The organism is Streptomyces sp. NPDC007157, from assembly GCF_040634235.1.
Classification (GTDB): Bacteria; Actinomycetota; Actinomycetes; order Streptomycetales; family Streptomycetaceae; genus Streptomyces.
In genome coordinates this window covers 33,250-55,752 of the sequence record NZ_JBEYFE010000040.1, presented here as the reverse complement: position 1 = coordinate 55,752, position 22,503 = coordinate 33,250, and the positions used below count along the sequence as shown (strand labels likewise).

At 70.5% G+C, this 22,503-nt stretch carries 19 protein-coding genes and 1 pseudogene; 13 read left to right on the top strand and 7 right to left on the bottom strand.

Going from position 1 to position 22,503, the window contains the following annotated elements; translation table 11 throughout:
* Positions 1 to 11: 11 nt before the first annotated feature.
* The 3 genes from ABZ642_RS42815 to ABZ642_RS42805 form a co-directional block, all read right to left on the bottom strand.
* The gene (locus ABZ642_RS42815) at positions 12 to 2,039 is read right to left on the bottom strand and encodes an SPFH domain-containing protein (protein WP_360495954.1); all 2,028 of its coding nucleotides are present in this window, start codon (positions 2,037 to 2,039) and stop codon (positions 12 to 14) included.
* Between the two features lie 91 nt (positions 2,040 to 2,130).
* On the bottom strand, positions 2,131 to 2,775 hold the full coding sequence (locus ABZ642_RS42810; RefSeq protein WP_360495951.1) for a hypothetical protein: 645 nt from the start codon (positions 2,773 to 2,775) through the stop codon (positions 2,131 to 2,133).
* 256 nt (positions 2,776 to 3,031) lie between these two features.
* Entirely contained in the window at positions 3,032 to 3,499 is a 468-nt protein-coding gene (locus tag ABZ642_RS42805; RefSeq protein ID WP_360495948.1) for a hypothetical protein, read from the bottom strand.
* 345 nt (positions 3,500 to 3,844) lie between these two features.
* On the opposite strand from ABZ642_RS42805, the gene ABZ642_RS42800 reads away from it, so the two are divergent.
* On the top strand, positions 3,845 to 4,276 hold the full coding sequence (locus ABZ642_RS42800) for a hypothetical protein (RefSeq protein ID WP_360495945.1): 432 nt from the start codon (positions 3,845 to 3,847) through the stop codon (positions 4,274 to 4,276).
* Between the two features lie 684 nt (positions 4,277 to 4,960).
* Complete coding sequence (locus ABZ642_RS42795; RefSeq protein WP_360495942.1) at positions 4,961 to 7,528, top strand: ATP/GTP-binding protein; 2,568 nt, start codon at positions 4,961 to 4,963, stop codon at positions 7,526 to 7,528.
* 107 nt (positions 7,529 to 7,635) lie between these two features.
* Here the strand turns inward: ABZ642_RS42795 and ABZ642_RS42790 are convergent, their stop codons facing one another.
* Entirely contained in the window at positions 7,636 to 8,091 is a 456-nt protein-coding gene (locus ABZ642_RS42790; protein WP_360495939.1) for an ATP-binding protein, read from the bottom strand.
* Between the two features lie 176 nt (positions 8,092 to 8,267).
* Between ABZ642_RS42790 and ABZ642_RS42785 the strand changes: the two genes are divergently transcribed.
* The 5 genes and pseudogenes from ABZ642_RS42785 to ABZ642_RS42765 form a co-directional block, all read left to right on the top strand.
* The gene (locus ABZ642_RS42785) at positions 8,268 to 9,182 is read left to right on the top strand and encodes a helix-turn-helix transcriptional regulator (protein WP_360495994.1); all 915 of its coding nucleotides are present in this window, start codon (positions 8,268 to 8,270) and stop codon (positions 9,180 to 9,182) included.
* On the top strand, positions 9,139 to 9,276 hold the full coding sequence (locus tag ABZ642_RS42780; protein WP_360495936.1) for a DUF397 domain-containing protein: 138 nt from the start codon (positions 9,139 to 9,141) through the stop codon (positions 9,274 to 9,276). The genes ABZ642_RS42785 and ABZ642_RS42780 overlap by 44 nt, the downstream gene beginning before the upstream one ends.
* Positions 9,277 to 9,570: 294 nt before the next feature.
* On the top strand, positions 9,571 to 10,509 hold the full coding sequence (locus tag ABZ642_RS42775) for a hypothetical protein (RefSeq protein ID WP_360495934.1): 939 nt from the start codon (positions 9,571 to 9,573) through the stop codon (positions 10,507 to 10,509).
* Positions 10,510 to 10,594: 85 nt separating this feature from the next.
* Positions 10,595 to 11,251: a DUF433 domain-containing protein gene (locus ABZ642_RS42770; RefSeq protein WP_360495931.1), complete on the top strand. Its 657-nt coding sequence runs from the start codon at positions 10,595 to 10,597 to the stop codon at positions 11,249 to 11,251.
* A gap of 31 nt (positions 11,252 to 11,282) precedes the next feature.
* Positions 11,283 to 11,345: pseudogene (locus tag ABZ642_RS42765) on the top strand (toxin-antitoxin system, toxin component, PIN family protein); the annotation flags it as partial.
* Between the two features lie 542 nt (positions 11,346 to 11,887).
* On the opposite strand, the gene ABZ642_RS42760 reads toward ABZ642_RS42765, so the two are convergent.
* Complete coding sequence (locus tag ABZ642_RS42760) at positions 11,888 to 12,148, bottom strand: hypothetical protein (protein WP_360495928.1); 261 nt, start codon at positions 12,146 to 12,148, stop codon at positions 11,888 to 11,890.
* A gap of 296 nt (positions 12,149 to 12,444) precedes the next feature.
* Here ABZ642_RS42760 and ABZ642_RS42755 point away from each other — a divergent pair, with 296 nt between their 5' ends.
* Together ABZ642_RS42755 and ABZ642_RS42750 are read left to right on the top strand one after the other, a co-directional pair.
* The gene (locus tag ABZ642_RS42755) at positions 12,445 to 13,275 is read left to right on the top strand and encodes a class I SAM-dependent methyltransferase (RefSeq protein WP_360495926.1); all 831 of its coding nucleotides are present in this window, start codon (positions 12,445 to 12,447) and stop codon (positions 13,273 to 13,275) included.
* 151 nt (positions 13,276 to 13,426) lie between these two features.
* Positions 13,427 to 16,582, top strand: a complete 3,156-nt coding sequence (locus ABZ642_RS42750; protein WP_360495923.1) for a BTAD domain-containing putative transcriptional regulator — start codon at positions 13,427 to 13,429, stop codon at positions 16,580 to 16,582.
* Here ABZ642_RS42750 and ABZ642_RS42745 read toward each other — a convergent pair.
* Positions 16,560 to 17,354 (bottom strand): ABC transporter permease, encoded by a 795-nt coding sequence (locus ABZ642_RS42745; protein WP_360495920.1) that lies wholly within the window; start codon positions 17,352 to 17,354, stop codon positions 16,560 to 16,562. The genes ABZ642_RS42750 and ABZ642_RS42745 overlap by 23 nt on opposite strands.
* Positions 17,351 to 18,346 (bottom strand): ATP-binding cassette domain-containing protein, encoded by a 996-nt coding sequence (locus ABZ642_RS42740; RefSeq protein ID WP_360495917.1) that lies wholly within the window; start codon positions 18,344 to 18,346, stop codon positions 17,351 to 17,353. Before ABZ642_RS42740 ends, ABZ642_RS42745 begins: the two co-directional genes overlap by 4 nt.
* A 272-nt stretch (positions 18,347 to 18,618) precedes the next feature.
* On the opposite strand from ABZ642_RS42740, the gene ABZ642_RS42735 reads away from it, so the two are divergent.
* The 4 genes from ABZ642_RS42735 (at position 18,619) to ABZ642_RS42720 (ending at position 22,492) form a co-directional block, all read left to right on the top strand.
* Positions 18,619 to 19,983 (top strand): alkaline phosphatase, encoded by a 1,365-nt coding sequence (locus tag ABZ642_RS42735; protein WP_360495914.1) that lies wholly within the window; start codon positions 18,619 to 18,621, stop codon positions 19,981 to 19,983.
* Positions 19,984 to 20,170: 187 nt separating this feature from the next.
* A complete protein-coding gene (locus ABZ642_RS42730; protein WP_360495911.1) occupies positions 20,171 to 20,539 on the top strand; it encodes a peptidoglycan-binding domain-containing protein in 369 nt (122 codons plus the stop codon).
* Positions 20,540 to 20,757: 218 nt separating this feature from the next.
* Positions 20,758 to 21,243 carry a TrkA C-terminal domain-containing protein gene (locus ABZ642_RS42725; protein ID WP_351740413.1) on the top strand — a complete coding sequence of 162 codons (486 nt, stop codon included), beginning with the start codon at positions 20,758 to 20,760 and terminating at the stop codon, positions 21,241 to 21,243.
* Between the two features lie 7 nt (positions 21,244 to 21,250).
* Positions 21,251 to 22,492 (top strand): cation:proton antiporter, encoded by a 1,242-nt coding sequence (locus ABZ642_RS42720; protein WP_360495908.1) that lies wholly within the window; start codon positions 21,251 to 21,253, stop codon positions 22,490 to 22,492.
* Positions 22,493 to 22,503: the final 11 nt, after the last annotated feature.

The window sequence follows — 22,503 nt, the reverse complement described above, 5'->3', positions numbered from 1 at the left end:
TCGTCGTCGCGCTATTTGGCTGAACCGTTGGCGAGCTGCACGGGGTCGGCCGGCATCGTGCCGTCGGCCGCCTGTCCTCCGAGCAGCTTCATCAGCAGGGCCAGATTCCACGGGCCGCCGGCCGCCAGCGAGCGCAGCACCTCCGTCGCGTCGCCGCTGAAGCTCTTCTCGCCGTTCAGCCAGTCCGCCCCGAGGGCCTGCACCGTCTCCGAGCCCCGCACCGCGCCGTCGATGGCCTTGCCGAAGGACACCGCGCCGACCAGCCGCTCCAGGAACACGCTGTCGCCGCCGACGATGTCGATGTCCGCACTCTCCAGTCCGGCGGCCAGCACCGCCGCCTGGGCCTCGGCCACCTTGCTCTGAACCTCCAGCGCGGCCATCCGGACCTCCTTGTCCGCGGCCAGGCGCAGCCGGAACTCCTCGTGGGCCCGGGACACCTCGTCCAGCGCGGCCATCGCCGCCGCCTTCTCCTTGAGACCGGCGGCCTCGCCCAGCAGCCGCTCCCGGATGCCCGCCGCCTCCGCGTTCGCCTTGCTCTCCGCGACCGCGGCCTCGGCGAACCCGACCTTCTCGACGGCCTCCGCCTTCTCCTTCAGACCCGCGGCCTCGCCCTCCAGCCGGGCCCGCACGCCGGCCGCCTCGGCCATGGCCTGCCGCTCCGCCACCTCGGCCTGGGCCAGGCCCGCCGCCCCGGCCAGGGCGCGCTCGCCCTCCGCCCGGCGCACGTTGGCGGCGGCCTCCAGCTCCGCGCGCTTCTGCCCGGCCTCGGCCAGCACCAGCTGCTCCTTGGCCCGCAGGTGCGCGGCCTGTTCGGCGGCCTCGGCCGCCTTGATGTCCTTGACCAGCTGCTCCTGCGCCTCCGCCTCGGCGGCGATGATCACGGTCTGCCGGGTGCGCTCGGCCTCCTGGACCACCCGGACCCTCTTGATCTCCTCTTCCTGCTCGGCGACCGTGCGGTCCACCGCGATCCGCTCGCGCACCACGTCGGCCACGCCCCGGCGCTCCACCTCGACCTGCCGTTCCTTCTCCGCCCTGGCGAGCTCCACCTCGCGCTCCCGGTTGACGACCTCCATCAGCCGGTCCTTCTCGATGCGCTCGCTCTCCACCGCGAGGACCCGCTCCCGGTTCTTCTCGGCGACCGCGATCTCCCGCACCTGGTTCTCCCGCTGGACGCCGAGCAGTTCCTCGGTCCGCAGCAGCGCGCTGTGCGCCTTGAGCCGCTCCTCCTCCTGGACCTGTGCGGTGGCCGCCTCCTCCTGCGCGCGCAGGGTCTCGATCCCCTTGCGCTGCCTGATCTCCGCCTCCGCGCGCCGCCGTTCCAGCTCCAGCACCGCCTCGCGCGCGTCCACGTTCTGGCGGGTGATCTCCATCTCCTCGTTGCGCTGGAAGTCGTTGGTGCGGATGTGCTCCAGCGCCGTCAGTTCGGTGATCTTCCGGATGCCCTGGGCGTCCAGGATGTTGGAGGCGTCGAGCTGCTCCAGCGGGGTCTGTTCGAGGTGGTCGATCGCGGCGTCCTCCAGGTGGTAACCGTTCAGGTCGGTGCCGATGGCCGCGACGATGCGGTCCCTGAACTCCTCGCGCTTGGTGTAGAGGTCGGCGAAGTCGAGCTGCTTGCCCACCGTCCGCAGCGCCTCGGCGAACTTCGCGCTGAACAGGTTCTGGAGGGTCTCCTGGTGGCTGGCCCGCTCCGTGCCGATCGCCTGGGCCACCTTGACGACGTCCTCGACCGTCTTGTTGACCCGGACGAAGAACGTGATCTGGATGTCGGCGCGGATGTTGTCCCTGCAGATCATGCCCTCCCGTCCGGTGCGGATGATCTCGATGGTCTTCACCGAGATGTCCATGACCTCGGCCCGGTGCAGCATCGGCAGCACCAGGGCTCCGGTGAAGGTGACGTCGACGCTCTTGGGCCGGGAGACGATCAGCGCCTCGCCCTGGACGACCTTGCGGAACAGCCGGCCGAAGAGCAGCAGCGTGCCCAGACCGATGAGCAGCAGGACGGCGACCAACACGCCGATTCCGATGGTGACGACAGACATGGCTGTTCCCTTGGACGACCTTGCCGCGGATGGATGGGCGAACTGTGGGCGTGCGTAACGCCCGGAACGAAACGGTCGGGGTGATGCCGCGTCAGCCGGTGGCCGGCACGGCGGGCATGACCCAGAAGTACTCGCCCGCGTCGTCGTAGTCGTAGATGAGTGCCGACGCCCCGGCGCGGAGTACGCCGCCCGGCCCTGCCGCGTCGTCGAGGCTCTGCCGGACCTGTACGACCGCGGAGGAGCCGTCGGCCGCATGGACCTCGGCCTGTCCGAAGTCGGGGCCGACCCGTCCGGTGCGGATCACGCACCCGAGACCGACGAAGTCCCGGCGGGACGGCGGCGGGGCGGGGGCCGGCATCAGCCGTCCCAGTGGCCACGCGAGCACCCGCGCTCCCACCCACCCGCCGACCAGGGCTACCGGCAGCAGGACTCCCCCGTGGCCGCCGCCGAACACCACCCGGCCACTGAGCGCGCCGAACCAGGCGAAGGCGACCACCAGCGACACCGCCACGGTGATCGGCACCCCGCCGAGGCCCAGCACCCTCTGCAGCCCCCCGTGGCCGTGGCGCCCCGCGCCGTGGCCGTGGCCGTGCCCGTGCCCGTGATGTCCTCCGCGCGCCCCATGGAAGTGGGCGCCCCCCAGGAGCACCAGCAGCCAGTAGACCGCCACCACGACGAGCGCGAAGGTGAAGACCACGGTCGGAAACGCCGTGACCGCCCCGAGAAAGTCCCCCACCGCACTCGCCCGCCTCTGCAGATCCCCCGACGGCCACGCTTCGTGTGCCGCACGCGCAAGGGTGACACCGCGGTAACGACCGCGCAGTGCATGATCCCGGAAGTCTCGGCGGCCCTTTCACGTCCCGGTTCAGCTCACATTCCGGACCCGGTGCCCGAGCCTGACCGCGCTGCCGCGAGCACGCGTCGGCAGCGACGCCTGCCAGGTCATCCACTCCGGGTTCGTCGACAGGGAGCGGTGGTCGAAGGGCTGCGGATCACGACGCTCCCGGCCGAGGCTCCTCGCCGTCGTAGGCCGCCAGCGCGGCCTGGCGGCACTCCAGCAGGTTGCCGAGGATCTCGGGGGTCAGGTGCTCCTGGGCCAGTGCCACCGTGGCACGGGCCTCGACCGAGGCCCATGCGTGCCGGGCGCGCTTGTTGGCGCGGCGCCTGGTGTCGCTGCGCAGGAAGCCCGCTCCCGCCGCGAACCCGGCGGAGGCCAGAGCGGCGAGGGCGGCGGGAACGCGCGCGTCCGCGGAGGCCAGTCCCGCCGTTCCCGCCGTGCCGGCGAGCAGGGCAGCGGGGAAACCGAGGGCGATGTCCATCTTGGTCCAGAACTCGGCCCGGCGGTGGGCGAGTGTCCTCTGGCGCGTCGCCTCGTCCCTCAGCCGTTCGATCTCGGCACGCAGGCGGCGCTCGGGCTCGTCCGGACTCAGGTGGGTGGTTCCGTCAGCGGGAGTGGCCATATGGGCATTCCAACACGCCTGTGCCAGAAGGTACTTGGTGAATCCGAACAGCCTTCGGGGGCGACGGACGTGAGCTTCCCACGAATCGTGTTCCGCCACGCTTTGCAGCCGATCCCGCCGATGATCTCCACCGCCGCTCGGCTGCGACCGGGGCGACCGGCGTGCCTGCACAGAATGCGCAGGCTGACGGGCCGGCAGTCCGAGGCTGCGGGAGCCCGAATTCCGGTCGAGAACTGGGTCTTTGCCCCAGTGTTCGCCCCACAGCGAGCCTTACGGTCACCTCAGCTTCCCAGGCTGAGAGCCACCCGCAGCGCAGGCCGAACGCACGCGGGTAGGGTTCGTACGGTGCGCTACCTGACAGAGGCTTTCGTTGTCGGGGCTCTGAAGCGGGGGCGGCCGGTGGAACAGTTCCTTGGTCCGATCGGTGCTCCAGGTCGGCCCGGAGTCAGCTACGTCGAGATCCGCCCGGCGAAGGCGTCATATGAGGTCTACGTCCATACCGTCGAGGATGTCGGCCATGAGAAGTTCTTCGACCTGGTCGAGTTTCCACCATTCGACGCCGACGAGGACGAAGAGGAGTTCGGCCGACTCGTTGCCACGGCCGAGGACCCGTCTGTCGCACTGACCACTGCCGAAGAGGCCACGGGCGCAGTACCGGGGAGGTGGGTCGACGAGAGCATGGTCCAGGACGAGTATGCCGACTTCGTCCGAGCGGGCCGCCCTGCGGACCGATCGCCCGATGGCCACCCCTGGCCAAGCCGCGGAACCCGCAGCTGACAGGCCGCAGAAGCGGAGTGTCCCACTGAGTGGCAACGCCGACGGACGAACGCGAACGTCCACAGATCATCGGCGCAGTTCAAAGGCTCACCGCCCAAGGCAGAGCCCTTGGCCAAGTCACCTCGGGGCCAAGAGGGAAACACCGGTTCAGGCCCGATGCCGAGAGATCAGGCGCCGGGCCTGATTCGCTTTGCCGACCCGACTGGGCGCCGGGTTCGGGCAGCGGCTCAAGGACTACCCCATCGTTGATGCCAGCGCTCCCCCATGCCAGTGACGGCGAGTTTCGTGGTGGGCATGCTGTGCGACCCGGGCTGGCTGCGTCTGCCTTCTCTCGCTGCCGCAAGGCGAGTTGAGAATGAGCGCGTCGGAGCGCGGAGTGGAGGTTGCCGCCGCAAGGTGGGCAATGAAGCGGTAACGGCCACGGTGATCACGGCCCAAGCCGCACCCATCACGCCGGCGGTCCGGACAGCTGTCCTTTGTGACGAGACGAAGAGTTGTCATCACATCCACAGACGCGTCTGGATGCGGGCTTGGCAGCATGGTCTCCAAGCAGCATAGATTTGCTCCAGTTGATCACCAGGGGGAGCAGTGGCCGGGCGGGATCTTCGAACTCTGTTCAGCTCGAACGACCGGAGCATCGCCGCCGGTGAGGCGTTCACGAACCGGCAGGCACAGTGGCAAGCGGTGACGGTCTGCCTCACCGAGCATGTGCGGCATGTGATCCGCGCGGACTTCGATGCGGAGGATCTGGAGGCTCCCCGCCGCAACATACTCGTGTTCCACGGCGTTGGCGGGATCGGCAAGTCCACGCTCTCCCGCAAGATCGAGGCGTCGCTCACCCGCAGCGAGGATCGTCCCGTGCAGTGGGAGTCGCCGTCCCACCCCGAGGAGCGGACGGTGCCGGTCCGCATCGATCTCGCGCGCGCCGTGGGCATGGACTTCGAGCGCGTCATCCTCACCATCCGCCTGGCCGTAGCCGCGCTCGGTCGGTCGATGCCCGCCTTCGACCTCGCCTTTCGCCGCTACTGGGAGCACAACCACCCGGGCGAACCGATCGAGGACTACCTGCGCCGGGGCGGGCTGCTCAGCCGCTTCAGCGCCGCTGCCGCCCTGCCCCAGCAGATGCAGTCCGCCCTCAGCGACGTCGCCCAGGCCCTGCTCCTGCCCGGCACCATCGGCAGCGTGCTCGGTCAGGGGGCCGGGGCACTCATCAGGGCGCTACGCGAGCGGCGCCAGTCTGTACGGGCCCTCGCCGGCTGTTCCCGCCTGGCCGACCTCCTCGAGGCCGAGCCCGACCTGGAAGCCCTCAGCTTCTACCCGCACCTGCTCGCCTGGGACCTGGCCCAACTCCCGGTCGACAAGCGCGCACTCCCCGTCATTCTGCTGGACACCTTCGAGGACACCGGCGACCGCACGCACCGCGACTTCGAGCGCCTGCTCCAGCGCATCGTGTGGCTGATGCCCAACGCCTTCTTCGTCGTCACCGGACGCAACCGCCTCCAATGGGCGGAGACAAGCCTGGAGGGCCAACTCGACTGGACCGGGCCGAACGCTTGGCCCGGACTCGTCCCCGGCACGGCGCATCCGGTGTCAGGTGGACCCGGCCGCCAGATCCTGATCGGCGACTTCTCTCCCGAAGACTGCGAGGTCTACCTGTCCCGTAGGCTCAGCCGCGGTGGACAGCCGCTGATCGACGAACCGGTCCGCCAGATCATTGCCGAGCGCTCCCACGGGCTCCCTCTGTACCTGGACCTGTCGGTCATGCGCTACATGGAACTCCGGCGCGGCGGCAGGCAGCCGCAGGTCACCGACTTCGACCACGATTTCCCCGCCCTGATCGCCCGTACCCTCAGTGACCTGACCGCCGAGGAACGGCACGTGCTGCGCTCGGTCAGCTTGCTCAGCGCCTTCTCCGTGCCCTTGGCCACCCAGGTCGCCGGCATGGACCACGACGCGCCCGCCCTGCGGCTGACCGAGCGCCCCTTCATCCGGGAGTCCTCCTCCGGTGTGTGGCCCTTCCATGTCCACGACCTGGTCCGTGCCGCCATCCGCAACGCGGACGACGGCAGTGACGACCGCTGGTCGGAGCAGGACTGGCAACGCGCGGCCCAGCGCGCCTTCCACGCCCTGGAATCCCAGTGGCGCCAAGCCCGACACGACCGCGCTGTCCTGGTCGGCTGCCTCCGACAAGGGCTGCTCCTCGCACGCGACTTTCATCTCGATCTCGACTGGCTCGCCGATGCCGCCTTCCAGTACGTGGGAGATTCCGTTTGGGAACCCCTCGCACTCCCTGCTGCGGATGATGTGGCATCGGGCGGCCTGCGGACTGCCACGGATGCCCTGGGGGAAACGCTCAGCGCCATCGCTCGGCGACAACACGAGCACCGCGAGCGTACGGCCGGTCGGCTCTCGGCCGTCCTGGCGTCGGGTCTGCTCCCCGATGAACTCGTCGAACTGGCCACGTACTACTTGGCGAAGGCCCAGCGAGACCTCGGGCTGACCGACCATTCCCGCCGGGGCATGCAGTACGTTGCCGCCGCCGGCGGTCGGCTGGCCGTCGCCGCCGGACGCGGTCTCGCGCATCTGAGCCGACTGTCCGGAGACTTCCCAGCGGCAGCGGAAGCCGCTGGGGCGCTGGGCTGGGAAGGGCGGCACCACCGAGTATTCGGGGACGTGTGGTGGGTCCAGGGCGACATGGCCCGGGCGGCAACCGCCTACCTGGCGGCCCGGAGCGAAGCCGAACAGCACGGCGCGGCCGGCGAAACCGCAATGTCCCAGGCCCATCTCGCCTTCGCCGTCGCCTTCACCAACCCCGTTCAGGCCGATGCCGAACTCGACCTGACAGATCGACTGCTGTCGGGTCTCAGCCTGCGCTCCACCGAGATGACCGCTCGCATAGCCGCATTGGTACGGGATGCCGGGTCTGCCACAGACCTACCGGACCGGGCCGCCGTCCTCCTCGCCGAAATCGACGTCTCCGGCGTCTCCTACGCGGCGCCCAAACTCCAACTGGCCCTGTGCTTCCACCATGCCGTCCTCGACACCCGAGAAGAGCTCGCGGCCGGGATCTCCCGCCTACGCGAGCGCACCCGGAGCGGCGACTACGCATACTATGTCGAGATCGCGCACTTCATGGCCGGCCTCCCGCTGCCCACAGACACCGCACGAGCACGGTGGATCGACGGGGAAGAGAGAACCCGCGAACGATGGCGCGGCATAGTTACGACGCGACGCGATCACCTCGGTACGTAGAGGTCGTGTTCCTGCCGATGAGGAGTCGGCCGGGCGCGGTGGGCGGATGGAGAGAGTCCTGACGTCAGGATCCCATCGATACTCCCGGCTATCGCGACTTCTGCCGGCTATAGGCAAGTTGGCGATTCGATTGCCACCTCCGCCCACACCGTCTTCCCGACGGGATGACGTGGCGTCGAACCCCAGCGCACGGCCAGGACATCGACCAGGAGGAGGCCGCGGCCCGATTCACCGTCGGGGAAGGCCGAGGGCGCGGCGGCGGGCGGCCGTTTCGTGGCGGCTGCATCCGCGACCTCGATACGAACCAGGCCCGCCGCCTCGTCGAGAGTGAGGCGGAGGTCGAAGTCATGCCCCGGTACACGGCCATGACGCACTGCGTTCGCGGCAAGCTCTCCGACGACGAGGGCGACCGCGCAGGAGGCGTCCGACGGCGGCGGATGTCCCCATTCCTCCATGCGTCGGACGGCGCCGTGTCGAGCCTGTTGCGCGCCTCGGGGCGAGGCGGGGAACTGTTCCCTGAATGTCAGGAGTTCTTCCCCCGAGGTGGTCGTTGCGGTCAGCACGGCCTGTCCGTCCTTGTGTGTCGAGCCTCGACGTCCCGCGATGTGGGCGGGTCGTCACGTTCCGTGTCCAAGAGTCGTCCGATCGCCCTACGCTCGAAAGGTGACGCAGGCTTACTTTTCAGTCCGTAAGGAACGGAAGTGACGCTTTGGCCAACGGAATTGGCCCCACCGCGTCGATGGCCGCGCTGTTCGGCGCACGGGTGCGCAGGCTCCGCCTGGCGGCCGGACTGACCCAGGCCGAACTGGGCGACAAGACGCACGTGGTGAGCACCCGGATCCCACGGATCGAGCGGGCCTCAGGGGCGAAACCGACGTTGGAGCTGGCACGGGCGCTCGACGTGGCTCTCGGTGCGAACGATCTGCTGGTCGAGTTATGGCCGTACGTGTACCGGGAGGCGTTTCCGGACTGGTCGCGGAGGTTCATGGAGTACTCGGAGAGGGTCGTACTCATCCGGCAGTACGCGGCGCACGTGGTGCCTGGTCTGTTGCAGACGGAGGACTACGCGCGGGCGGTGCTCAGCCTCGACGCCCTACTCGACAGCGAAGAGCAGCTGGAGGAACGTGTCACAGCCCGCATGGGACGGCAGGAACGACTCGGTTCGCCCGACCGGCCCGAGCTGTGGATGATCCTTGACGAGGCGGTACTGAGGCGTCCGATCGACAACCATCGCGTGATGCGCACACAGTTGACGCGACTTCTCGATGCGGCCACGGAACGTCACATCGTCGTGCAGGTACTGCCGTTCGACCATGGTGGGCATGAGGCGATGGGCGGTTCTCTGACGGTTCTGACCCTGCCGGACGGCTCAGAGGTGGCCTACACAGAGGGCTCTGACTACGGCCAACTCATCGAGGAACCAGCCAGCGTCAGTCGCTACAAGGTGATTTACGATCGGCTGAAGGCGGCAGCCCTGCCCCCGTTCATGTCCCGCGACATGATCCGGTCCGCGATGGAGGGCAACTACCGTGGCGCGAAGGTCCCGTCCCGATCTGAACGACGCCGCCTGGCGCAGGAGCAGCTACAGCAATCAAGCCGGGGGCGACTGCGTGGAGGTGGCCAACGGGTTCCAGGACGTCGTCCCCGTCCGTGACAGCAAGGTCCCGCACGGTCCCGCGCTGTGCTTCGGGGCCGCCTCCTGGTCGGTCTTCACAGGCGAGTTGAAGGCCGTACCCCACCGCCCCTGAGCCGTCCGGGCTCCGGTCGCCGTCCGCGTCCCGGGCTCACCGGGCCCTTGCCCGCCAGGGTCCGGCGGGCCACTGGGCTCCTGAAAGAACCGGGGAAAGAACTACCCGCCCACCCACCCTCCCGCGCCGGGAAAGCCGCCGGAAAGTCCCACGTCACCCGTCCGGGTGACCGGCTTGCGTGGCCCGAACGCGGGCGGTTACGTTCGCCGCGACAACCGCACACAGACGACGGCCCCCGGCCGGGACTGGCATCCCGATCGAGGGCCTGACCGATCAGGAAGCAGAACCTTCCCGATGGCTGATCCGCAGTCTAACGCGCGCCTGCGCGCCGACGCCGGAGCTCCGACCTCTGGCGTGATCCACGTACGCACCCCTCTCGCGGCCGACTTCACCGTGGTCCCCAACGCCCTCACCCAGCGACGCGGCAGCGCGGTCACGGTCGGCGTCGCGGTGTACGTCCTGTCCCTGCCCGAAGGCACCCGTGTGAGCATCGCCGCCCTGTGCGAGCACTTCACCGAGGGCGAGATCCTGATCTCCCGTGCGCTCAGGGAACTTGAGGCGGCGGGCTACCTGGAACGCCGCCGGGAGCGCGGGCCTGGTGGGCACATCCGTACGCGGACGTACTTCCACAACGTGCCGGGGGACGTCGTACGCGGCGACGCGCGTGACGGCGATCCGGACTGCGCTCAGTACGGCGCTCCGGACGACGACCCGGACGGGCCGCCCGAACCGCCGAAGCCGCCTCGACCGCGCAAGCCGAGGGGAGAGAAGCCGACTCCCGCTACGACCCGAGTACCGGCACCCTCCGCGGCACCGGACCCGCTTCCCTCCTCCGAGGCCGACCCTCAGGCCATGGCCGTACTGGCCTCACTGCGCCGGGTCGACCCCCGGCTCCTGCTGTCCGCGCAGGAAGCCGCCCGTCTCGCCCCGGCCGTGACCCAGTGGCTGGCGGCGGGTGTCCTGCCGACTCAGATCACCGAGCACCTGACCAACAGACTCCCGGACCAGCTGCTGGTCCGTCCGGCCGGCATCCTCGGCTTCCGGCTCAAGGAGACTCCCCTGACCGCGGTACCAGCGGCAGCCAGGATCGAGGACCGGCCCACGGGCCGCCCGGCCGTCCTGCCCTTCCAGACCTGCGACGGCTGCGAGCGCGCGTTCCGGGCGGCGGCACCCGGCCACTGCCGGCGCTGCCGGGATCGCCAGTCCGAGGTCTGTGTCCGTGCGGCCGGTTGAGACGGCGAGGCGGGGTGCGGTCGGCCCGCAGGTGGGAGGCTTGGTGTGCAGCCATGCGGGTTCCGGCGCGGCGAGGAGGTGGGTCATGGTCGACCGGTTCACGGACGGGCTCCTGACGCCCACGGAAACCTCCGCGTACCTTGAGATTCCGCAGTCGACCCTCACCTCCTGGCTGAAGGGCAGGGCTGCTGGAGCGCCCCTTGTCCATCAGGTCGAGCCGATGCGGAGGGGCCAGCCCTCGGTGCCGTTCATCGCCGTCGCCGAGGCTCACGTACTTCGTTCCCTGCGCTCCCTGGGCCTGCGCATGAGCGAGATCAGGGAGGCCGCAACCGCCGTGCGAGACGCCTTTGCCACGCCGTACGGCCTGGTGTCGAAACGGATCGCGACGGACGGCGTCGACATCTTCGTCGAGCACGGCTTCGGAGATCTGCGCAGGGCCCGAGACGGTCAGGTCCCCATCCACGAAGTGGTCTCCGACTACCTCCGCTACCTGACCTGGGAGCCGGACGACGACTTTCCCCCCAGCCTGCGACTGCGCCAGTGTCCGGACTCGGTCCCTGTCCTCATCGACCCGAGATTCGGGCACGGGCGCCCGGTGGTGGCCGCCAACCGCGTCCCGGTCAATGCCATCACAGATCTGTGGGAAGCCGGGGAGACCGTCGAGGACATCGCATACGACTTCGACATGACGCCCGAACAGGTCGACGCCCTGTGTCACGCAGTGGTGCGCCTTGCCGCCTGAGTTCTTCCTGGACCGGAATCTCGGACGTCGTGTGGCGGAGGGACTGAGAACGCTCGGGTGGACCGTCCACCGCATCGGCGACGAGTTTCCGGACGACGGACAGGACGTACCCGACGAGGAGTGGATCGCTCACGGTCTCGACCGGTCCTGGAATGTGCGGCCGTCCTCTTCTACCTCGACAACCAGCAACTGCACAGCCTCGAGATGGTCGAGTGACTCCACACCCGTCGTGACGCAATCCACCGGGCGGTTGAGCGAGGTGGACCGGCCGCGTACGCGGTACGCCACGACCGGACGAGCGCACGTGGCCGTGATGGTGGGCATGGCGGGTGATCTGGCGGACGGCACCGTGCGGCAACCGCTCGTGGGCCACCGAGGCGATGCAACCCGCAAGCCGCGTCACGCGGCAGATTGCCCCCGGCGCCCACAGTGCCGCCGCTGTCTCCATCTGTTTAAGGACCTGTCCGTCTGGACTCGCGACCACTGGGCAGCCTCGGCCGCCGAATTCAGAGGTCGATCACGCGAAACGCTCGGCTGGGAAATCCCAGCCGAGCGTCTGCGACAACAGCCTCTCGAATCCGCCGTCACGGATCGGGGCCTTTGACATCTATTCTCAAGCGAATACGGGCGAGGCTGCTACCAGCCGTGACCGCAGTCGGAACCGATGTCAGTGACCTGCGCACCTGGGCTGCCTTCGCCGTTGATCAGGTTGCCGCCCAGGCCGTTGAGGATGCCCACCTCACCGAGAATGTCGAGGTTCAGGTCGTGGGACTTGCACCCGCCACCGCCGCCGCCCCGCATGCTCTGCGCAGCCTGGGCATTGGCAGGGCTGATCGCCACGAGGCTGACACCGCTTATGATGGCGGCCGCAACGGCGACCTTGCGGAAACTGTTCATTTCTCCTCCTAGGGGCGAGTAGAGCGCACCATTAAAAGATCAATTCAGCGCTCATTTCGGAGGCTAGATCGACATCCGGCAGAGCGCTCATCGGGGAAGCCATCCGGGGGTTCTGAGGGCCAATCGGTTGACGTGACTCCTTCGGCTGCCGATGGCCCTTCGCGGGTTCGCTCGGGGTCGTCGGTGCGGTGCCGGATCGGCCGTGGGGCCGGTCGGGTGGTCTGGCCGTCGTGACCGGGCAGGGGGCACGATGCGTTCCAGAGGCCGAGCACTCTCATCGTGGACAGGGAGATCGTGTGGACGGTATCCGCTACGACGTCGCGCCTTCCGTGCGTGCCGTCTACGGGCCCCAGGACCTCAGCTCCGCACCGGCGTTCGCGGGCGGGTTCATCAACTTCGGTCACTGGGACGGGATTCCGCTCGACCGGCCCCTGACCACCGAGGACCGGGTGCGCAGTCAGCGGAATCTCTACCGTCGGGTGCTGGGCACGCTCGACGGGGCGGACGCCCATGCCGTCGAGGTCGGCTGCGGGCTCGGGCTCGGCGCCGTACTCGCGTTGGACGAGTTCGGGTTCGCCTCCGTGACCGGACTGGACGTTCATCCCGAGCAATTGGAGCGGGCGCGGCGGGCCAACGCCGGACTGCTCGGCCGGGCGCCTCAGCGGCTTCGGTTCGCTCATGGGGCGGCGGAGGAAATGCCGTTCGAGGACGGCCGGTTCGAGTGTCTGTACTCCGTCGAAGCCGCCCAGCACTTCCGTGACCTGGCCGCGTTCGGCCGTGAGGCCGCACGTGTGCTGCGGCCCGGCGGCCGGCTTGCCGTCACCAGTTTCTTCCTGCCCGCCGGTGCCGAGGCCGCGGGCGGGGAACTGGCCGCCCGGCTGGACAGCTTCGCGTCCGGGCTGGATGTGGCCCACCCGCTCGTCTCCCTGGTCGACGTCCTGGACGCCGTCGGGCTGACCGCCGTACGAGCCGAGTCGATCGGTGGTCATGTCTGGGCGGGCCTTGATCATTTCCTGTCCGGCATCGACCTGCCCGTGCAGTGGCCGCGGAACTTCCTGCCGGCCTATCGCGACGGGCTGCTGGACTACTACGTCGTCTCCGCACGGCGCCCGTCGAAGAGCGGCTGAGGGGGACGACGGCCGCCCGGGTGGCGCCGACGCGGGTGTCGCGTGGCCGTCCGGTCGCAACCGAACCCAAAGGTGGTGACCGGCGTCAGGAGGTCAGCTTCGCGGCCTTCGAGGGGGGCCGCGGCGGTCACCCGCTGACTACGCTGCACGGGTGACCACCGAGCTGACCCTGCTGCCCCGAGTCGCCTGCCGTGGACGGGAGATCACCGCGCCCCGGCTGCGCGGGCTGCTGGCGTTGCTCGCGGAGGATCTGCGCGGTGGCTGCAGCACCGGCCGGCTGGTGGAGGGGCTGTGGGCGGAGGAGCTGCCCGAGCGGCCCGGCAAGGCCGTGCAGATCCTGGTGTCGCGGCTCAGGTCGCAGCTGGGTGCCGAGCTGATCGTGAGTACGCCGACGGGATACCGGCTCGCGCTGGCCGAGACGCAGGTCGACAGTTCCGCCCTGCTGCTGCACGAGGCGGGCAGTGCCGAGCGGGCGCGGGCCGGGGATCACGAAGGCGCCCTGGCACAGGCCGAGGCCGGGCTGGCGCTCTGGGACGGGAGCGTGGGCGCCGGCGCGGGTGAGGACCTGCACGATCCGCTGGTGGCGCTGCGCGCCGGGCGGGTCCGGGCACATCGCGCGCTGGTCCGGGACCGGGCGCTCGCGCTGGCCCGGCTGGAGCGGCGGGCGGAGGCCGTGGCACCGCTGGCCGCGCTCGCCCGGGAGCTGCCGCGGGACGAGGAGGTGCTGACGGAGCTGCTGCGGTGCGAGGCGGTGACCGCCGGACGGGCCGCGGCGCTGACCCGGTACGACGCCTACCGTCGCCGGCTGCGGGACGAGCTGGGCACCGATCCGGGAACCGGGCTCGTATCGGTGTACCAGGAGCTGGTGCGGGCGGACGTGCCGCGGGTCCGGCACGGGGTACCGCACGAGCCGAACCCCCTGGTGGGGCGGGACGCGGATGTCGCCGCGGTGGGCGGGTTGCTGCGCACGTCCCGGGTGGTGAGCGTCGTCGGCCCCGGCGGTCTCGGCAAGACCCGGCTCTCGCACGCGGTGAGCCGGGCCGCCGAGCAGCCCGTGGTGTACTTCGTCACCCTCGCCGGTGTCCTCGCCGACGACGACGTGGCCGGCGAGGTGGCCTCGGCCGTCGGCGCCGGTGAGGGCGGCCGGTTCAGCGGGGGCGGGGACGCGGTGAGCGGCATCGTCGCCGCGCTGGGCACGGGACCCGCGCTGCTGGTGCTGGACAACTGCGAGCAGGTGATCGCCGGTGCCGCCGGTCTCGTACAGGCGCTGGTCTCGCGGTCGAAGGAGCTGCGGGTGCTGGTCACCAGCCGGGCTCCGCTGGGGCTGACCTCTGAGTCCGTGTACGCCCTGCCGGAGCTCTCGGCGGCGACGTCGGTCGAGCTGTTCGGGCAGCGGGCGCGGGCCGCGCGGCCGGGCGTGGAGCTGCCCGCCGACCAGGTGGCCGAGATCTGCCGGCACCTGGACGGGCTGCCGCTGGCCGTGGAGCTGGCCGCGGCCCGGGTGCGGGTGCTGTCCGTGACGGACATCGCGCGCCGGTTGCAGGACCGTTTCGCGCTGCTGCGCGGTGGTGCCCGGGACGCGCCCGAACGGCATCGCACGCTGCGGGCGGTGGTCGAGTGGAGCTGGAACCTCCTGGAGGCAGACGGCCGGGCGGCGCTGCGCGCGCTGTCGGTGTTCCCGGGCGGCTTCACCGAGGAGGCCGCCGAGTACCTGCTCGACGAGGGCGGGGACACGCTGGCCCTGCTGGAGCAACTGGCCGGTCAGTCCCTGCTCAAGGTGGGTGACAGCCCGTCCGGGGTGCGTTTCCACATGCTGGAGACGCTGCGGGAGTTCGGTGCCGTCCGGCGCGCCGAGGCCGGTGAGGAGGCGGCGGTGACCGGCCGGTTCCTGGTCTGGGCCCGGGACTTCGGGCGGGCCCACCACGACCTGCTGTTCAGTCACCGTCCGGGGGCCGCCTGGAGCCGTATCCGCGCCGAGCAGGACAACCTCGTCCTCGCCCTGCGGTACGCGCTGGCCCGCGCCGACGGCCCCACCACCGCGGCCGTCACCGCCGTGCTGTCCTCCTTGTGGTCCACCGGCTCCCATTACGGCCGGCTGGCGTCGCTGGCCGCCGACACCGCGGGCCCCCTCTCCCACTTCCGGCCCGAGAACCCCGAGGACGTGGAACCGGCCCGCAGCGCGGCGGCGGTGTGCGCGGCGAGTCTCTTCATGGGCCACGGCCCGCACGCCGTACGCCAGTTGGTGACCCTGCGCCGGCTGCCGCCCGCCCAGCCGGACACCGTGCTGCGGGCCCTGTCCGTCGTGCTGTGCGCCGTGCCGGAGACAAGGCCGCCGGAGTTCACTCGGCTCCAGGAGTTGTGCGAGGCCGAGGAGCCGATGCTGGCGGGCATCGCCTCGGCCGTCGCCAGCTACGTCTGGGAGGCCGGGCACGACATGGAGCGGGCCCTGGAGAGCGCCCGCCGGATGCTCGACGCGCTCGCTCCGCTGAACAACCCGGCCATGCACCTGCTCAGCCACGGCCGGGTCAGCGAACTGTGCCTGCAGTCCGAGCGGGGCGCGGAGGCGTACGACCATCTGCGTGCCGCGCTGAGCGCGCTCGACGCGTTCGGCGACGGGTCGGACACCCTCGGCATCCGTTGGGGGCTGGTGCTGGCCTGTCTGCACACGGGCGAGATCGACGAGGCCGAGTACTGGCTGGGCATCGCCGCCGTGGACCAGCCGCCGGAGTCGGACCAGATTTTCAGCCCCGAGCTGCCGGCCAGGGCGGAGATCGCGCTGGCCCGGGGACTGACCGAGGTCGGGCTCGGGCTGTGGCGCCGGGCCGCGGAGCGGGTACGGCAGGCCGGTGCGCTGTTCGCCGACGATCCCTTCGTGGATTCGTGGGTCCTTCAGCTGCGATCGGCGGCGGTGGCCGCGCACGCGCAGCACGGCCGGCCGGATCCGGTCGCCGCGCTCACCGAGGAGTTGGCGGCGTACCTGCTCGGGCTGCTGGCCGGTGGCCCGGCCGACGGTTCACCGGCCGACGGGTCCCCGGTGGAACTGCCGGTGTACGGCACGCTGTTGCTGGCACTGGGGCACGCCCGGCTGGCCAAGGGCGATCCGGCGGCCGTACGGCTGCTGGCGCTGTCCGAACGGATGCCGGTGGTGCGGGAGTTCCCCACCCTGTCCCTGGACCGCTCCCGGGCAGCGGCCGAGAACGCGGACCGGGCCGCGTACGCCGACGCGAGGTCGGAGTACGCGGCCCTGGGGCGGGATCAACTGCGGGTCGCGGCCCTGCACGAGCTCACTGCCGGGGCTCGCGGGTGAACCGCGCCCTGGACCACAGGTAGCCCAGTACGGTCAGCCCCAGGCCCCAGGCCAGGGCCAGCACGGCGTTCTTCGTACCGATCTCACTGCCCAGCAGCAGACCGCGCAGGGTCTCGATGAAGGGCGAGAAGGGCTGGTACTCGGCGAACCAGCGGAACCAGCCCGGCATGGCGTCCACCGGCACGAACGCGCTGGACAGGAACGGCAGCATGACCAGCGGCGTCCCGATGTTGCTGGCCCCCTCGGGGTTGGGGCTGATCAGACCGATGCCGACCGCCAGCCAGGTCAGCGCGAGGCTGACCAGGGCCATCAGCCCGAGCGCCGCGAGCCACTCCACCGGTGTCGCGTCGGGCCGGAAGCCGATGGCCAGTCCGATGCCCAGGACCACCACCAGCGCCATCATCGTCTGGATCACGCTGCCGATCACGTGACCGACCAGCACGGAGGGGCGGGAGATCGCCATGGTGCGGAACCGGGCCATGATGCCCTCGGTCATGTCGGTGCACACGGACACCGCGGTGCCGAGCGAGGTCATCGCCACCGTCAGGAAGAGGATGCCGGGGACGAGGTAGGCGACGTAGTCGGACCGGTCGGCGTGGCCGCCGGTGATGCCGGCGCTCATCACGTTGCCGAAGACGTAGACGAAGAGGAGCAGCAGGATGACCGGGGTGAGCAGGAGGTTCAGGGTGAGGGAGGGGTAGCGGCGGGCGTGCAGGAGGTTGCGCCGCAGCATGGTGAGGTTGTCGCGGAGGGCGTAGGACCCGGTGCTCATCGGACGGTCTCCTTGGCGGTGTTGATGGTGCGGTCGGCGTTGTCGGTGGCGGCTGCGGGGTTGCCCGTCAGGGCGAAGAACACGTCGTCCAGGTCGGGGGTGTGCACGGAGAGTTCGTCGGCCTCGATGCCGGCGGCGTCGAGCCAGTCGAGGATGGCGCGCAGTTCGCGCTGGGTGCCGCCGCTGGGGATCTGCAGGGCGAGCGCCTCGTCGTCGCGGGTGGTCTCGCGCAGCGCGGTGGCGGCCTGCTCGTAGGCCACCGGGTCGGAGAACCGCAGCCGTACGTGACCGCCGGGGACGAGCCGCTTGAGTTCCTCGGCGGTGCCCTCGGCGACGAGCTTGCCGCCGTTGAGCACCGCGATGCGGTCGGCGAGCTGGTCGGCCTCGTCCAGGTACTGGGTGGTGAGGAAGACGGTGGTCCCGCCGGAGACCAGCTCGCGGATGATCTGCCACATGGTGTGACGGGAGCGCGGGTCGAGGCCGGTGGTCGGCTCGTCGAGGAAGATGATCCGCGGGCTGCCGACCAGGGTCATGGCGATGTCGAGGCGGCGCTTCATGCCGCCGGAGTAGGTGGACGCGGGCTTGCGTGCGGCCTCGGTGAGGTCGAAGCGCGCCAGCAGTTCGGCGGTGACCCGGCGCCCCTCGCTCTTGGAGAGGTGGTGCAGGTCGGCCATGAGGAGCATGTTCTCCTCGCCGGTGATCAGGCCGTCCACGGCGGAGAACTGTCCGGTGACCCCGATGGCGGCCCGTACCGACTGGGCCTGCGTGGTGATGTCGTGGCCGGCGATCCGGGCCTGGCCGCCGTCGGCGGAGATCAGGGTGGAGAGGATGTTGACCGCCGTGGTCTTGCCGGCGCCGTTCGGTCCGAGGAGGGAGAAGACCGTGCCGGCCGGTACCCGGATGTCGATGCCGTCGAGGACGGTCTTGTCCCCGTAGGCCTTGCGCAACCCGGTCGCCGCGATGGCGAGTTGTTCGTTGTCTGTCGTCGTCATGCCGCAGAGCTTGCGGCCGCGGCGGTTCAGCACGGCTTCAGCCGGGTTTCAGCGCCGGGCGGCCGGTTTCAGTGGCGGGACGCAGAGCGAAAACGGCAGCCGAGGGGGGTGGATGTGAGCGGCGGCTCGTAGCCGGACGTTACGTTTCCGATACTCCTGCAAGACCGTTCATTTACCTTGCCTTTGCGTAAAGCTGGTGATCTGACTCCGTCGTCAACGCACCCGCGCATCCGCGCGACGGACGCCCAACGGACGCACAAGGAGCCGTATCCATGCTCAGACCCACCCGCCGTCACCTCACGGTCGCCACCGCCCTGGTCGCCGCGACCACGGCCGCCGTGGCGGTCTCCACCGCCGCCGGCGCCTTCGACAGCGCCCAGCAGGCGAAGAACGCGATCAAGGGCGGGAAGGCGAAGAACGTCATCCTGCTCATCGGCGACGGCATGGGCGACTCGGAGATCACCCTCGCCCGCGACTACACGGTCGGCGCCAACGGCCGTCTGAACATGGACAAGCTGCCGCTCACCGGCGCGTACACGACGTACGCGGTACACGAGGACGGCACCCCGGACTACGTCACCGACTCCGCCGCCAGCGGCACCGGCTGGGCGACCGGCGTGAAGACGGTCAACGGCCGTATCTCCAAGACGCCCCGCAGCGACAAGGCCGTCCGGACGATCCTGGAGCTGGCGCAGCAGAACGGCTACGCCACCGGCAGCGTGACGACGTCCGAGCTCACGGACGCGACCCCGGCCGTGCTCGCCTCGCACGTCACCGACCGCTCCTGCCAGGGCCCCGCCGACATGGCCAAGTGCTCCAAGGACACGATCGCCGCGGGCGGTCCCGGTTCGATCGCCGAGCAGTCCGTGAACCACAAGGTGGACGTCCTCCTCGGCGGCGGCAAGGCGCGCTTCGACCAGACGGTCACCGACGGCCGTTACAAGGGCCTGACCGTCACCCAGCAGGCGCGGAAGCTCGGCTACCAGGTCGTCACCGACAGCGCGGGCCTGAAGAGCGTGAAGGCCGGCAAGCCGGTGCTGGGCCTGTTCGCCTCCGGCAACGTGCCGGTGGAGTGGACCGGGAAGGCCGCGGCGGTCGGCGGTACGGACCCGCAGCGGTGCGTCACCTCCAACCCGAACCGCCCCTCCAGCACGCCGAGCCTCGCGGACTCCGCCACCAAGGCGATCCAGCTCCTGGAGGCGAAGCAGCAGTCCAAGCGCTCCGACAAGGGGTTCTTCCTGCAGATCGAGGGCGCCTCGATCGACAAGCAGGACCACGCGGCCGACCCGTGCGGCCAGATCGGTGAGACCGCCGCCTTCGACAAGGCGGTCAAGGTCGCCCGCGCCTACGCGGCCAAGCACCCCGACACGCTGGTCGTCACCACCGCCGACCACGGCCACACCAGCCAGATCGTGCCGCTGGAGGCCACCCCGCCCGGTCTGTCCGCCACGCTCGTCACCAACGAGGGCCAGCAGCTGAAGGTCAACTACTCGACCAACACGCCGGGGCTGTCCCAGGAGCACACCGGCACGCAGGTCCGGATCGCCGCGCAGGGCCCGTTCGCCTACCGGGTCCTCGGCGTCACCAACCAGACCGACCTGTTCGCGACGGTCCGCGAGGCGCTGCGCCTGCGCTGACCGGGACGACCGGAACGACCGGGACGATCGGAACGACCGGGGCGACCGCGCACGCGGGGTAGTGCGCGCGGGAAAGGGCGGCCGCCACCGCCCTCCCGCTTCCGTCGCCCCTCCGGCCGCGTGTCCGACTCGCGGAGGCCGCCGCCCGCGCGGGACCATGGCATGAGCCGGCCCTGAAGGAGCGCGCATGCGACGGAACCGACTGCTCACCTCGGCCGCGGCACTGAGCGCGGCCGCCGTACTGGGCCTGGCGGTGCCCCACACCGCCGCGGCCGCCACCGAGCACAGCTGTTCCTACGTGTCGTCGGGCTTCCGGCCCACCCTCACGTACGGCGACAGCGGCGCGGCGGTCCAGCAGGCCCAGTGCCTCAGCAACGCGTGGGGCGGCGAGCCACCCCGACTCGACCCCAACGGGGTCTACGGCACCCTCCTGCAGAAGAAGATCGAGTGGATCCAGGTCTGCCACGGCCTCCCGGAGAGCGGCGTGATCGAGGGCCGCACCTGGCAGGTCCTCTACCACCCGGCCCTGGACTGCTACGAGCCGTACCCGACCTGACGGCCGCCCGGCCCTCGCGGAACCGAGGCGCACTCCGGCTCGGTCATGTCCGCCCTGCTCCGGCACCCTGCTCCGGCCCCTGCTCGAACCGCTGGTCCCCCGCACCCCCGCGAACCGTTCGTCGGTGTCATCCCGTCGGCCGTTAGGGTGTGGTTAAAGAAATCGCAAAGGGACCGCGGAACGAGATCGACGAGATCGACGAGACAGGGGAGGCAGCCTTGGGGGCACCACGCCTGAGCAGGACGCCGTTGCCGGGAATCGGGGTCCGTTACGACCTCACCACGCGGGAGCAGCGCAGGCTGTCCGTGGTGGCGCACCGTGACGGTTCACGGATTCTCAGCGCTTACCACCAGGACGACCCCGACGCCTGTGCCCTGTCGGTACGGCTGTCCTCGGGTGAGACGGACGCGCTCATCGACGCGCTGATGCCGACGCACCACAGCCCGAACCTGCTCTCCACCACCGATCTGGGCCTGGTCGCCGAGCGGATCGAGCTGGGCGCGACGTCGTACTGGAACGGCAGGCTCCTCGGCGAGACCCGGATGCGTACCGAGACGGGCGTGTCCATCGTGGCCGTGCTGCGCCGCGCCGAGGCGGTCCCCTCCCCCACCCCGGACTTCCGGCTCGCCGGCGGGGACACGCTCATCGTGATCGGCACCCGCGAGGGCGTCGACGCGGCCGCCTCCATACTCGGGCGGGAGTGAGGCCACCGTGCACGACTCCGCCGTCTTCCTGATCGAGTTCGGGGCGATCATCCTCGGCCTGGGCCTGCTCGGCCGGCTCGCCGGCCGCTTCCAGTTCTCGCCCATCCCCCTCTACCTGCTGGCCGGGCTCGCCTTCGGCAACGGCGGGATCTACCCGCTCGGCACCAGCGAGGAGTTCGTCGCGATCGGCGCCGAGATCGGTGTCGTCCTGCTGCTGCTCATGCTCGGCCTGGAGTACACGGCCAGCGACCTCGTCTCCAACCTCAAGACCCAGTACCCGGCGGGCCTGGTCGACGCCGCGCTCAACGCGCTGCCCGGCGCCGCCATGGCCCTCCTGCTGGGCTGGGGCCCGGTGGCGGCCGTGGTGCTGGCCGGCGTCACCTGGATCTCGTCGTCCGGGGTCATCGCCAAGGTCCTCGGCGACCTGGGGCGGCTCGGCAACCGGGAGACCCCGGTGATACTGAGCATCCTGGTGCTCGAAGACCTGTCCATGGCCGTCTACCTGCCGATCGTCACCGCGCTGCTCGCCGGTGCCGGCCTGGCCGCGGGCAGCCTCACGCTGGCGATCGCCCTCGGGGTGGCGGGGCTGGTGCTGGTGGTGGCGGTGCGCTACGGCAGGCACATCTCCCGGTTCGTCTCCAGCGACGACTCGGAGAAGCTGCTCCTCGTGGTGCTGGGCCTGACGCTGCTCGTCGCGGGGATCGCGCAGCAGCTCCAGGTGTCCGCCGCCGTCGGCGCGTTCCTCGTCGGCATCGCACTCTCCGGCGAGGTGGCGGAGGGCGCCCACCACCTGCTCGCTCCCCTGCGTGACCTGTTCGCCGCCGTCTTCTTCGTCTTCTTCGGCCTGCACACCGACCCGGCGAGCATTCCGCCGGTGCTGCTGCCCGCACTCGCCCTGGCGGTGGTCACCGCGCTGACGAAGATCGCCACCGGGTACTGGGCCGCGAAGCGCGCCGGGATCTCCGCCAAGGGCCGCTGGCGGGCCGGCGGCACGCTGGTCGCCCGTGGCGAGTTCTCCATCGTCATCGCGGGCCTCGCCGTCACCGCCGGCATCGAACCCTCCCTGGGTCCGCTGGCCACCGCCTACGTCCTGATCCTGGTCGTCCTCGGCCCCCTCACCGCCCGCTACACCGAGCCCCTGGCCCGCCGCCTCACCCGCGGGTCCGGGACAGCCGAGCCCCTTCCGGCCGAGGGCACGGTCCCCGTCCCGGCCGGCGCGGAGGAGCAGGACACGGTCCGCCGGGCGTGAACGGGACCGGC